At 52.0% G+C, this 12,974-nt stretch carries 11 protein-coding genes; 6 read left to right on the top strand and 5 right to left on the bottom strand.

All coding sequences use genetic code 11. The features are described 5' to 3' along the window. Window positions 1-19: 19 nt before the first annotated feature. Complete coding sequence (gene argH, locus ACI1P2_RS18400; protein ID WP_355321312.1) at window positions 20-1,438, top strand: argininosuccinate lyase; 1,419 nt, start codon at window positions 20-22, stop codon at window positions 1,436-1,438. A 717-nt stretch (window positions 1,439-2,155) separates the two neighbouring features. Here the strand turns inward: argH and ACI1P2_RS18405 are convergent. The 4 genes from ACI1P2_RS18405 to ACI1P2_RS18420 form a co-directional block, all read right to left on the bottom strand. Beyond that, on the bottom strand, window positions 2,156-2,698 hold the full coding sequence (locus tag ACI1P2_RS18405) for a chromate transporter (protein ID WP_355321313.1): 543 nt from the start codon (window positions 2,696-2,698) through the stop codon (window positions 2,156-2,158). Next, window positions 2,695-3,288, bottom strand: a complete 594-nt coding sequence (locus ACI1P2_RS18410) for a chromate transporter (protein WP_355321314.1) — start codon at window positions 3,286-3,288, stop codon at window positions 2,695-2,697. Before ACI1P2_RS18410 ends, ACI1P2_RS18405 begins: the two co-directional genes overlap by 4 nt. Before the next feature lie 27 nt (window positions 3,289-3,315). Then, on the bottom strand, window positions 3,316-3,792 hold the full coding sequence (locus ACI1P2_RS18415; protein WP_355321315.1) for an Lrp/AsnC family transcriptional regulator: 477 nt from the start codon (window positions 3,790-3,792) through the stop codon (window positions 3,316-3,318). Window positions 3,793-4,038: 246 nt separating this feature from the next. Further along, a complete protein-coding gene (locus ACI1P2_RS18420) occupies window positions 4,039-4,827 on the bottom strand; it encodes an alpha/beta hydrolase (protein WP_355321316.1) in 789 nt (262 codons plus the stop codon). Window positions 4,828-5,205: 378 nt separating this feature from the next. Between ACI1P2_RS18420 and ACI1P2_RS18425 the strand changes: the two genes are divergently transcribed. Then, window positions 5,206-6,417, top strand: a complete 1,212-nt coding sequence (locus ACI1P2_RS18425; RefSeq protein ID WP_355321317.1) for an S-layer homology domain-containing protein — start codon at window positions 5,206-5,208, stop codon at window positions 6,415-6,417. Between the two features lie 99 nt (window positions 6,418-6,516). Here ACI1P2_RS18425 and ACI1P2_RS18430 read toward each other — a convergent pair whose 3' ends face one another. Further along, entirely contained in the window at window positions 6,517-7,965 is a 1,449-nt protein-coding gene (locus ACI1P2_RS18430) for a VanW family protein (RefSeq protein ID WP_355321318.1), read from the bottom strand. A gap of 301 nt (window positions 7,966-8,266) precedes the next feature. On the opposite strand from ACI1P2_RS18430, the gene ftsE reads away from it, so the two are divergent. The 4 genes from ftsE to ACI1P2_RS18450 all read left to right on the top strand — a co-directional run bounded on the left by ftsE (window position 8,267) and on the right by ACI1P2_RS18450 (window position 12,949). Beyond that, window positions 8,267-8,953: a cell division ATP-binding protein FtsE gene (ftsE, locus tag ACI1P2_RS18435; protein ID WP_355321319.1), complete on the top strand. Its 687-nt coding sequence runs from the start codon at window positions 8,267-8,269 to the stop codon at window positions 8,951-8,953. Next, window positions 8,943-9,860 carry a permease-like cell division protein FtsX gene (gene ftsX, locus ACI1P2_RS18440; RefSeq protein ID WP_355321320.1) on the top strand — a complete coding sequence of 306 codons (918 nt, stop codon included), beginning with the start codon at window positions 8,943-8,945 and terminating at the stop codon, window positions 9,858-9,860. The genes ftsE and ftsX overlap by 11 nt, the downstream gene beginning before the upstream one ends. Before the next feature lie 102 nt (window positions 9,861-9,962). Further along, a complete protein-coding gene (locus ACI1P2_RS18445; RefSeq protein ID WP_355321321.1) occupies window positions 9,963-11,222 on the top strand; it encodes a murein hydrolase activator EnvC family protein in 1,260 nt (419 codons plus the stop codon). A 257-nt stretch (window positions 11,223-11,479) separates the two neighbouring features. After that, on the top strand, window positions 11,480-12,949 hold the full coding sequence (locus ACI1P2_RS18450; RefSeq protein ID WP_355321382.1) for a S41 family peptidase: 1,470 nt from the start codon (window positions 11,480-11,482) through the stop codon (window positions 12,947-12,949). The last annotated feature ends 25 nt before the right edge of the window (window positions 12,950-12,974 follow it).

The following is a 12,974-nucleotide window of genomic DNA, read 5'->3' on the forward strand; positions in this document are numbered from 1 at the left end:
GAGAGAGGGGACAGCAGAAATGAGCAAGCTGTGGGGCGGACGTTTTACGAAACAGACCAACAAGCTCGTGGAAGAGTATACAGCTTCCATCAACTTTGACAAAGCGCTGGCTGAGGAGGATATTCAGGGCAGTCTGGCCCATGTCACGATGCTGGGCAAATGCGGGATCGTGCCGCAGGAGGATGCCGAGACCATTAAAGCAGGCCTGCAAAAGGTACTGGAGCGCATCCGCAAGGGAGAGATTGAATTCTCCGTATCGGATGAGGACATCCACATGAACATCGAGAAGAACCTGATCGAAGAAATCGGTCCGGTCGGCGGCAAGCTGCATACGGGCCGCAGCCGCAACGATCAGGTGGCGACAGACATGCATCTGTACTTGCGCAACCGTCTGGTAGATCTTGTCGGTATGCTGCATGCCGTTCAAGAGGCGCTGATTGCCCAGGCGAAGGACAATCTGGATACGATTGTGCCTGGTTACACGCATTTGCAGCGGGCACAGCCGATTCTGTTCGCCCATCATCTGATGGCTTATGTATCCATGTTCGAGCGGGACATCGACCGTCTGAAGGACAGCTACAAGCGGATCAACATCCTGCCTTTGGGCGCAGGCGCGCTGGCCGGAACGACCTTTCCGATCGACCGCCATTTTGTGGCCGAGCAGCTCGGCTTTGACGGTGTATACGAGAACAGCCTGGATGCGGTAAGCGACCGCGACTTTATCGTGGAGTTCCTGGCTGCGGCATCACTGATCATGACCCATCTGTCCCGGCTCAGCGAAGAGCTGGTGCTGTGGAGCAGCACGGAATTCAGCTTTATCGAGCTGGACGACGCGTTCTGCACAGGCAGCAGCATCATGCCGCAGAAGAAAAATCCGGACGTGCCCGAGCTGGTGCGCGGCAAGACCGGCCGTGTCTACGGCAATCTGATAGGGCTGCTGACCGTGCTGAAGTCTTTGCCACTGGCCTACAACAAGGACATGCAGGAAGACAAGGAAGGCATGTTCGATACGGTAGCGACGCTGGAAGGTGCGTTGCAGCTGTTTGCACCGATGATCGCCACCATGAAGATCAACAAAGGACGCATGCGGCAGGCGGTCAACCAGGACTTCTCCAATGCGACGGATATCGCGGATTTTCTGGTCGGCAAGGGACTTCCTTTCCGCCAGGCACATGAGGTCATAGGCAAGACGGTACTGTACTGCATTCAGAACGGTAAATACCTGCTCGACCTGACTTTGGAAGAGTTCAAGCAGTTCTCCGAGCTGTTTGACGACCGTATTTATGCCGTGCTGCAGCCGGAAGCAGTGGTGAACGCCCGCAATGTATACGGCGGAACCGCTACAACGCAGGTTGCGGATGCGATTGCGCGCAGCGAGAAGACGCTGCAGGCTACAGTCCAATGGCTGGAGCTTCGCCGGGGTAATGTAGAAGCATAACAGTTAGAGGATAATAGTTGAAGCAAACAAGGAAGAAGCCTGTAGGGTCAAAGTTCAGTTTGGCACCTTGGGCTTCTTCCTTTTTCTATTGAGGCAGGTTTAGCTTTGGAACGTGGACAGACTGACCTTTTGGCATGCGGACAGAGGCGCAGCTATTTATACAAAAATCTGCTGCTCAGACACTAGCGTTGCATTAACTCTTGCGCAAGACAACTTGTAGCCCTGATCCTTTTCAGATTTCCCGCAAAAGCTCAGGTTTCGAGCCGATCGTGCGCCAGCCGGAAATCTAACGGGTGTAGCAGCTTCTATTTTACGAAAAAAAGACCTTTTCAAATTTTAACGGTCGTGATCCATGTTATTTTCCTTAATCTAGGCGAAAATGCTCCAGTCAAGCGAAATAAGCTCCATGGCAACCGCTATAATTTGAAATCAACGTTCTTGGAGCCAATAGCGGCTGTGGCATCCGTTAGAATAGTTTTGCGGTTAGAAAATGTATCTTTGTCAGATTTGTTGCAACGCTAGTGCTGCGTAGAAACTATTTTCGGCTAATAAGGCCTCTACGGTCCGCGAACCTCGTCTGAGAGCACAAAAGTTCACAAATAAAGGCTGTGAGGTCCCAAGGCATCTTCGGTTCAGTTTCAAATCCAGACACCAGCTTCAGTCCAGGTCATGGCTTCAATCTAGACTATGGCTTCAATCTAGAATATGGGGTTCAATCTACACCATGTGCGACAGCACCAAACCGCCGTACACGAATGCTGCTACAATCACCAGCGCAGGATGAATCTTGCGCAGATTCATGGCCCAGAAGGCTACAGCGGCAATGCCGAGTGTCTGCCAAATACCAATGGAAGCAAATGAGGTAGCCCCCATCTGCCAGGTGAGCACGGCCATCATCACCGCGATAACCGGCTGCACGAGCAGCGTCATGCCCTTGACTACGGGAGACTGCCGATACTTGGCCATGATGCGCAGCAGGATGATGAGCGCGGCAGCCGAAGGGACTATGGTGGCGGCCAGTGCGATCAATCCGCCGAACCAGCCGGACACATCATAGCCCACAAAGGCGGCGATTTTGGTGGCTATCGGCCCGGGCAGGGCGTTGCCAAGCGCCAGCATGTTGGAGAATGCCTGATCATCAAGCCAATGATAGCGGGGCACGATTTCCTCATACATCAATGGAATGGAAGCTGGGCCTCCGCCATATCCCAGAACATTGGCAATAAAAAATCCGAGCAGCAGCTGCAGCCATTCCATCATTGGGCATCCTCCTTCTCCTTGCGGCGGGCCTTCAGCTTCGCAACCAGCCGGAAATGCACGGCGCCATAGGCGAGAAACAGGACGATTACAATGGCCGGATGAATTTCAATGACCTGAAGAAGCAGCAGGGAAACGGTAAAAAAGGCAACTCCCACATATTTACCCAGCCCCTTGACGGCCTTTTCCCCGAATTCGTAAGCCATCGTCCCGAGCATCACCGCTACGACCGGGGTGACTGCCGCAATCATGCCTGCCACGACCTTCGAGGTGCTCAGAAACTGAACAGCCGACAGCAGTGCAATCATGGCAATGGAGCTTGGCAAAATATGCGCGAGAACTGCAATGATAGCGCCGAGCACGCCTTTTTGCCGGTAACCGAGGTAGGCTGCCATTTTGGTGGCAATTGGTCCGGGCAGGGCGTTGGCAATCGCCAATGTCTCTCCGAATTCGTCGTCCTCCAGCCATTTGTAGCGGGTGACCGCTTCGTAACGGATCAGCGGAATGACAGAGGGACCGCCCCCGTAACCGAGAATGCCGGTGCGGATCATGGCGGCAGACAAATTCCAGTAGGTTTTTCCTGATGATCTCATGGTTTTACAGATTCCTTCCTTGTCCTTTTATAAGCGCATGCCCATACGGCTCTTGTAGCGCTGAATCAGCACCTGGCAATCCACTCCGGTAATGCCCGGCAGGGAGTACAGCTTTTCCTTCAGAAAAAGCTCCATCTCCTGATGATTGGCAAACAAGCCGTGCATATGCAGCTTGCTTGGGCCTGTCATGTGGTACAGGCTTGTGACTGCGGGCTCCTCGGCAAGAATTTCCGCCACCTGCTGCAGATGCTTCGGCTCCACCTCGACGTTAAAAAAAGCCGACACCGAAATGCCGATTTTCTCAGGATTAATGACGGCTGTAAAACGCTCAATAACACCGTTATCCATCAGCGCCTGAATGCGGGTCTGCACGGCGACACGGGAAAGGCCGATTTCCTTGCCAAGGTCCGTATAGGAGATGCGGGCGTTTTGATGCAGGATGGAAATGATTTTGCGGTCGATCGTGTCGAGCAGAGGTTGATCCTGTTCATCCATAGTTCTCATGTCAGATTCCTTTCCTATTCGTTTTCCAAACGAAATATAATTCCGCTTTTATATTTCTTTATGTATGAATATAAGCTTCTATTGATTACCAATCAATAGTTTATTTTTAATTTTTATTTCGTTTTGATAAAGAATGTTCATTTTTGGGCAAAAAAAGGAAGCCCTTTGCCAGAAAGGGTTTCCCATATTTCGCACTGTTCGATAAAATCAGTCGCAGATGTATCAGCCTTTTGCAGGTGCACCACTCTATTGGTGTCTCAAAGGCAGCCATGCCAGCACGTCCTGTATTTTGGCATCCCAATAGCCCCATTCATGCTCCCCTGGGCCTTCCTCATAAGTAAGCTTAAGGCTCGTCTTCCTGCAAGCCTCCCGGAAGTTCAAATTCTCCTGATACAAAAAATCCTCCGTTCCGCAGCACTGGTAGAGCAGCGGCTTCTCACCCTCTGCCCGGTCAAGGCGAGTCAGCAGCTCAAACAGGTCGTTATCCGTGCCCTGGATGGGAGTTTTGCCGAAGATCCGGTCCCATTCCGCGGCTTCAATGACACTCAGCTGCGGTGAGGTCCGCGTTTTTTGCAAATCCAGAGCGCCTGACAGGCTGGCTGCTGCAGCGAACTTGTCCGGGTTCCGCAGCGCAAGCTTGAATGCGCCGTACCCGCCCATGGACAGACCGGCCACAAAGTTGTGCTCCCGCTTGCCGGAGAGCGGAAAGAAAGACCGGGCGAGCTGAGGCAGCTCTTCGCTAATAAATGTCCAGTATGCGCTACCTTCAGCCATATCCGTATAAAAGCTGCGGTGGACCTGGGGCATCACGACCGCAATTCCCAGCGGGGCGACATACCTTTCAATGGAGGTGCGGCGCAGCCAGATGGAATCATCGTCAGATAGACCGTGCAGCAAATAAAGGGTGGGATGGGGTCCGTGTCCTTCCGCATTTTGCAGTCCGATCTGGGAGCGGGTCTGCTGCGGCAGAATGACCGTCATGGATGTGCTCAGCCCAAGCGTTTCCGAGTAAAACCGGCATTCAATCAGCGCCATTAAAGTAGATCCTCCTCATAATTAAGGTTATTTTGTCAAATGGATAAGCGTTTACATGGACTATTTTAGCGGATTTCATGATCGGTGTCCTGAGGGAATTCGATTTTTGACAGATCATGAAATTGCGCAAATATGAAATTAAAAACCCTAGTAAATTCAATGGGAAAAGAAATTTGCATGGCTTCATCAGGGTTCAGCGAGGCTGAAAATAGCATCTTAAGTCCCGGTATCTATATGGATTTTAGCTGGTTCACGGGAATGGTATGATCGAATCATTTTCAGAATAAAGGGTTTTCGGAGATTGGAAATCTGCTAAATTGGTTTAAAAAGGATTGAGGCATTCTCGCAAACCAAATCCAAAAGGAGGATGTAAAAGGAATGGGAAAGCATTTTCGCAAAGTATTGACAGGAACGCTCGGAGCCGGACTGGTACTGAGCGCATTCAGCAGCGCATCTGCGGCAACTGAAAACCTGAGCGCACACTGGGCCGGTGATCAGGTCAAGCGCTGGGTGGCGATAGGCTACCTCAGTGGTTACAATGACGGGACGGTAAAACCTGACGCAAGCATCACCCGTGCTGAGTTCATTTCACTTGTTAACCGCACTTTTATCCTGCCTGCTTCGTCGGTAACGGTTTCGACATACGGAGGAGGTTCAGCCTTTTCCGATCTCTCTGCGGGCGGCTGGGCATATAATGCCATGATGTCCGCCGCACAGGCCGGTTACCTCAGCGGTTATTCTGACGGCACGATCCGTCCAAATGAAAAGGTGACGCGCCAGGAGGCTGCGGCGATTATTGCCAAGGTTAATGGCCTGACACCACGTTCGGCAAGCTCCCTGAGTGGCTTCTCCGACTATGATAAGATCGCTTCCTGGAGCAAAGGCAGTGTAGCGGCGGTTATCGATTCGGGATATATGAACGGATATCCGGACGGCACCTTTAAACCCGAGAAGCCATTAACACGCGCTGAGGCGGTAGTGCTGCTGGATGCGGCTTCCGGATATACGATGGACGACACGGACAATATCATAGCTCCTGATGAAAATACAGGAAGCGTTATCGATGATACTTACAGCGAAAATGAGAATTCCGTGATTCCGCCGGCAAATATAGAGGACACGGACAGCACAGAGATGGGCGAAGACACTAATGCAGACACGGATAGCCAGCCTGCGGAGGACACGGATACTTCTGCCGATACGGATGATACGTCTGCCGATGACAGCGAAGATACTGCGGATACAACAGTGACGGCGCCGGATGTAGATACTGTGGAAAGCGGAGATCTCAGCATTACTGGTACGGCTGATCCTGATGCGACAGTCCGTGTGTATTCTGAAAATGACACGCTGCTTGGCAGCGGAACAGCGGATGACGAAGGACAGTTTGATATCACCGTATCGGCAGTGACGGAGGGGGCAGTATTGACGGTCATTGCTGAAGATGCTGACGGCAATGAAAGCACGGCGGTTGAAATTACAGTGGCCGACGAAGATGAGGATGGCAATACTTCTGCGGATGATGGGGACAGTACAGCCGATGATGAGGATGACAGCGACAACGCTGACGATGGCAGTACTGATGAGTAAAACCAACCATTAAAGCAAGGTTATGCTGTCCCAGTTTGAAAGGATATTTTGAAAAGGTATAACGAAAGCCGGGTCTTGAAAGCCCGGCTTTCTTGTCGCTCATTTCGAGGCTCCTCCACGAACGCCATCCTCAATCAGTTGGTCGCCGGAGGGGTGCTGTCTCTCGGTATTGGGTGCGGGTTTCCCGTTTCCGCTGCCGACGGCGATGATCCGCTTTTGCGCCTTATACGTGTCGCGTGAAATCCTGACCTTCTCGACGGGTTTACCCTCAATCAGCTTTATCCGGTATGTATCGACAATATAACCGGGCTTGCCCGCCTGGATCAGCTGCTGCCCGCTGCCCGGAAGACCGCTGTTTACATAGCTTACCTGTGGGCTCAGTACCTCAATGGTCCGCGATTCGAGCCGGTAGGAGACATTGGGAGGGAAGGTGCCGAAAAACTTGACGGTCAGCACACCATCCCGGACGCCGGCCCGCAGCAGCAGGTGCTTGCCCGTGTTGTTTCTGAAGCGGAAGTTAATGGAGCCGGTGGCGTAGGTGGCATCCAGTCCTTTGGGCAGATAGCTGACAGGCAGAGAGTGATTGCGGCGCTCTACAATTTCAAGGCCTGTCCGCAAAGCTGCATTATAAACCGTGCTTGACACTTGGCAAATACCGCCGCCGATGCCGGGCTGCAACTGCCCATTGACGATGACGGGGGCTTCCCGGAACCCGTATTTGCTTTCCGCCGCGGCGATGACTTTTCCGTAATCGAAAATGCCGCCAGGCTCGAGGATCATGCCGTCAACGGCCCTCGCCGCCGATGCCACATTGTATACCCGCCCTGCCGAGCTGCCGCGCAGGCTGGTCGTGAATCGGGTAATCCGCCGCTCAATGCCTTCTTTTTTCAGGCCTTCTACCGTTGTCTCAGGTTCTTTGATGGCCAAGGGGATGGTGAGCTCTATGCCGCTTGCGCCCGATTGTTCCAGTATGGAAAAATCGGTTGGAAGCAACTCGTCCAGTTCAGCATTCAGATCAGCCCATTGAATCCGATAGACCGATACTTCCGGGATGTATTTCACCGTATCATCGGCTTCAATCCGCCGGACGGCATTTACCGCCTCACCGTAACGCGACTTCTCCCATTCGGCGTTAAGCTTCTCTTTCAGTACTTCGGGGCTGCGTACGGCTTCAATATGCCAGGAGTCGGGGAAGGAGGCGCGGGCCCGGGCCCGCTGCAGCAGATTCCCTTGCTTTAATCCTTCCAGGGCTTTCAGGAAGTAATCCGCATTGTAGGTCACACCCGCTTCACCAAGCGTCATCCGTACATCCGGGGCACCCGCCTCCTGATCGGCAAGCACGAGCGGTATGGCCTCCAGCGCCTGCAGATCCGAACGGACACGACCTGCCGCTTCATCCAGCTTCATGCCTCCGACGTTGTGCCCCCCTACCGTCACCCCTTCTGGCACGATATTCCGGTCGGCGTATAAATGAAGTCCCCCATAGACCAGGGAACCTGCCAGTATAACAGACAAAACAACAATGATGATGTAATGTGCTTTTCTCATACACCGGTCTCCCATCATGCACATCTCCGGGCCTGGCCGGAAATTTTTTTATTCTATGTATATGTGCGAATTCTGGAAAAATCACATGTCACGAATTATGCAAAAAACGGCAAAATTCCGTCTACTCAACAGGTAACAAATTTGTTACAATAAGACTTAGTTTGATAAATTTCAGCTTTTCGCAAAGGTTTTAAAGGAAAGCTGTCGAAATAATCTGGGTTAGGTGTTTTTTTGTTTATAGCCGGTTGCGTCTCTTCATAAGTACAGTCAACAGTGCAAAAATACAGCGGGAAGTGATGAAGTGATTGAAATGCAGGACGTGTGGAAGACCTATCCCAACGGAACCCACGCGCTTCAAGGAGTATCGGTCAAAATTGACCGCAATGAATTTGTGTATCTCGTCGGTCCGTCGGGTGCGGGCAAGTCGACGTTTATGAAGCTTATTTATAGAGAAGAAGTTCCTACCAAGGGCCAAATTTCTGTTAACGGATTCAACATCGGCAAGCTCAAACCCCGCAAGATACCTTACGTGCGCCGGAACATCGGTGTTATATTTCAGGATTTCCGGCTGCTGCCGAAGCTGACCGCCTATGAGAATGTTGCTTTTGCGATGGAGGTCATAGAAGCGCCGAAGCGCCTGATCCGCAAGCGGGTTCCGGAAGTGCTGGAGTTGGTCGGTCTGAAGAACAAGATGGGCCGTGATCCATCGCAGCTCTCCGGTGGTGAGCAGCAGCGCGTTGCCATCGCGCGCGCCATCGTGAACAATCCTTCCGTCATCATAGCGGACGAGCCTACCGGCAACCTGGATCCGGAGACCTCGTGGGAGATTATGCAGCTGCTGGATGAAATCAATTTTCGCGGTACGACCATCATTATGGCGACCCACAACAAAGATATCGTGAACTCCATGCGCAGGCGCGTTATCGCAATTGAACATGGCAATATCGTGCGAGACCAGGTGAGAGGGGAATACGGGTATGACTTATAACACCTTCTTGCGGCATATGCGGGAAGGATTCAAGAACGTATTCCGCAATGGCTGGATGTCTGTGGCATCCATTACGTCCATAATTGTGTCGCTTATCATTTTGGGCGTGTTCATTCTGCTTGTGCTGAACGTCAATTCACTTGTCGACGAGGCGGACAGCCAGGTTCGTATTAACGTGTTTTTGGAGCTGAATGTGGAGGATTCCCTGAGAGGGACGCTGATGACGGAGATCGGCTCCATGCCCGAGGTGAGCAAAACCGAATTCGTTCCAAAGGATCAGGGGCTGAAAGAGCTCAAAGACGATATGGGAGAAGGCGGCGAAGAATTGCTGCAGGGTTTTGACAAGGACAATAACCCGCTTCCGGACAAAATCGTCATCGAGGTATTCGAACCCACGACCGTTCCTAACGTTGCAAAGAAGATCGAGACGCTGAATGAGAAGCATCCGGAGAAGCCGATCCTCAAGGTCAGATACGGTGAAGGTACGGTGGAAACGCTGTTCAAGATCACCCGTTTGATCCGCAATGTCGGATTTGTGTTTGTAGCCGGACTCGGTCTCATGTCCGTGTTTCTGATTTCCAATACTATTCGTGTCACGATTTTGGCGCGGCGGCGCGAGATCGGCATTATGAAGCTTGTAGGGGCGACCAACTTCTTTATCCGCTGGCCGTTTTTTATAGAAGGGGCGCTTCTGGGCGCCATCGGATCGCTTGTTACGATAGCCATCCTTTTTATAGGCTACAGCCGCCTGGAAGCAAGCATGAGCCAGGATTTATCACTGGCCATGTTCCGTTTGCTGCCGCTCAGCGGGCTGTGGTTCCAGCTTGGCGGTTTGCTGCTGATTCTCGGTGTCCTGGTGGGCATTTTGGGCAGCACGCTGTCCATCCGTAAATTTTTGAAGGTATAATGTCCGCCGGTGGCGGGCTGTAGATACTGTCGCAGGTACTCATTGTCGATTTTTAGCGGGCTTGTCCCGGCATCATTTTGAACAAAGGATGGGGAGTATAAGTTGAAGAAAACAGTCTCTGTTATGGCCGCAGTCCTAACGGCTGCGCTGGTCTTCCAGTCTGGCAACGTGCAAGCCGGCAGTATTTCGGATATTAATAAGCAGTTGAACCAGCTGAACAACCAGTCCCAATCGGCCAAACAGCAGAAGGATGATGCTGCCGCCCAGAAGCAGAAAGCCCAGCATTACAAGAATAAAGCGCTGCAACATTTGAAGCTTGTCTTGGAGCAGCTTAACGATGTGAGCGAGCAGCTTACCCGTGTGGCTGTGGATATAGAAAATACGGAAGATAATCTGCGGAAGACGAAGCGGGAAATCCAGGAGGCCACCGACCGGATTGCGGCGCGTGAGAAAACGCTGGAAAGCCGTGTGCGTCTGATGTATACGGATGGCACCGTATCCTATCTGGATGTGCTTTTGTCATCCACGAGCTTTAATGATTTTATTACCCGGGTCGATTCGATCAAAACGATCGTGGATCAGGACCAGTTTCTGCTGGACGAGCATAAGAAGGACAAAGCGCTTGTCGTCAGCAAGAAGAAAGAGCTGGACGCTCAGTATGCGTATGCCAAGAGCCTGTATGTGATCAAGCAGGACGTGAAGAAACAGCTTGACGCCAAGGAAGCGGAAAAGCAGCGTCTGATTGCGAATTATAATGAGCAGATCATTGAGGCTGATGAGATTTCGGAAGAATCTGATCAAATGCTCGTTCAGATCGCGGGCAAACGCTCTGCGCTGCTTCAGCAAAAGAATAAGCTGCAGGCTGAACAAGCCGCCCGCGCAGCCAGAGCCCGGGCCGCAGCCGCGGCTGCGGCTGCCAAACGTTCGGCAGGCAGCACGGCGGCAGCGAGCTCCTATATGGGAGGGAGCGGAGTTTTGGCCATGCCGGTCAGTGGCTACCGCCTGTCATCCGGATTCGGTCCCCGTACCCACCCCATTACCGGCCAGGTCGGTAAAATGCATACAGGGATAGACCTTGCAGCTCCTCAGGGAACGGACATTCATGCTGCTGAGGGCGGTGTGGTTATCGTGGCAGAGTGGTGGAGCGGCTACGGCAATACCGTCGTCATCGACCACGGCAACGGTTTATGGACGCTGTATGGCCATATTCGCAATGGCGGGATTAACGTTAGAACAGGCCAGACGGTGAAACGTGGAGAGAAAATTGCGGAAGTCGGCTCTACGGGCAACTCGACCGGACCGCACTGTCATTTTGAGGTCCGCGAGAACAACAGGCCTGTTAATCCGTGGAATTATTTATAATATGAAAAGCAGCCCTATTTATACCCGTGAGCCCTTAACCGGTTATAAATAGGGTTTGTTTGTAAAATGGTGGATATTCAACCTGCGCCAGAAGTATGCTTATTTGAAATATCCGTTCGATCAGTGGATAATGGGAGAGCGGCCCTTTTTTTAGCTGCGCCATAGCCTGCACAGTTTTAGGGGTTATTTCGCTGGCTATAAGACATAATATAAGAATGGTTTTCATGGAAAAACATACAAAGGCGGGTGAACGGTTCGTGTTGAAAAAAAGCACGGCGGTAATGCTAATGGTGATCGGACTGCTTGGGGGCAGCCTGTTGACCTTTGCTTATACAGGATATTCCGGGGGGGCAGGAAGCGAGCCGGGTGAAGGTTTGCTGGCCAGCCTTGCGGGGAATGCTTCACAGCGGGATGATATGAAAAAAATTCAAACCGCGATGGGATTGATCGAAGGGCAGTTTTATAAAAATGTCGACAGGACCAAGCTGGTGGACGGTGCTATTAATGGCATGATGGAAGCGCTCGATGATCCGTATTCTTCCTATATGGGCAAGGAAACGGCTGCACAATTCGAAGAATCGATCGAAGGCTCTTTTACGGGAATCGGAGCCGAGGTTTCTTCCGAGAATGGAAAGGTCGTCATCGTCACTCCGATCAAAGGCTCACCGGCCGAGAAGGCGGGCCTGCGGGCACAGGACATTATTTTATCCGTGAACGGCGAATCACTGGAAGGGCTTGACCTGAATGATGCCGTATCCAAAATCCGCGGGCCAAAGGGCAGCGAAGCAAAAATCAAGATCCAGCGGGGCGGATCGACGGATCCGCTCGAATACAAGATTGTTCGTGATGATATTGATCTGGAAACCGTCACTGCCCATATGGAGAAGGATGGAGTCGGTGTCATCACAATTACCCAGTTCTCTCTGAATACGGCAGACCGGTTCAAGGAAGAACTGGTGAAGCTGGAGAAGCAGAATATGAAGGGTCTCGTCATTGACGTGCGCAACAACCCGGGCGGTGTGCTTTCCGTTGTCATTGATATTGCGCAGCAGTTTGTGCCTAAGGGCAAAACGATCGTACAGGTGGAGGACAAGAACCAGAAGCGGGAGAAGGAACTTTCCAAGGGCTCCAGCAAGCCTTATCCTGTTACTGTTCTGATGAATAAAGGCAGCGCCAGCGCCTCTGAAATTTTGGCGGGTGCTCTGCAGCAGTCAGCGGGCGCTACCCTGATCGGTGAAAACTCGTTCGGCAAAGGCACCGTCCAGACGAGCTATGACAAGCAAATGGGCGACGGAAGCCTGCTCAAAATTACGATAGCCAAGTGGCTGACGCCTAACGGCACCTGGATTCACGAGAAGGGCATCGCACCGAATATTGCGGTATCCCAGCCTGAATACTTTAGTGTAGCACCACTCAGCAAAGAGAAGCTGCTTGAATACAACATGAACAATACGGATGTGAAGAATGCGCAGATCATGCTGAAGGGCCTCGGTTACAATCCGGGCCGCGAGGACGGTTATTTCGATAAACCGACGGAAGAAGCCGTCAAAGGATTCCAGAAACAAGCGGGACTGACCGCTAGCGGAACTATTGATGCAAAAACGGCCAGCAAGCTTGAGGCCGCTCTGATTGAGAATATCCGTAATCCGGAAAACGATACACAGCTGAAGCGTGGAATTCAACAAATCCGGAAGGAAATTGCGGCAAGCGCGTCGAATTCAAAATAAGGCAGCAGGAGGCTGGAAACAGCCT

The organism is Paenibacillus jiangxiensis (assembly GCF_046098255.1).
Classification (GTDB): Bacteria; Bacillota; Bacilli; order Paenibacillales; family Paenibacillaceae; genus Paenibacillus; species Paenibacillus jiagnxiensis.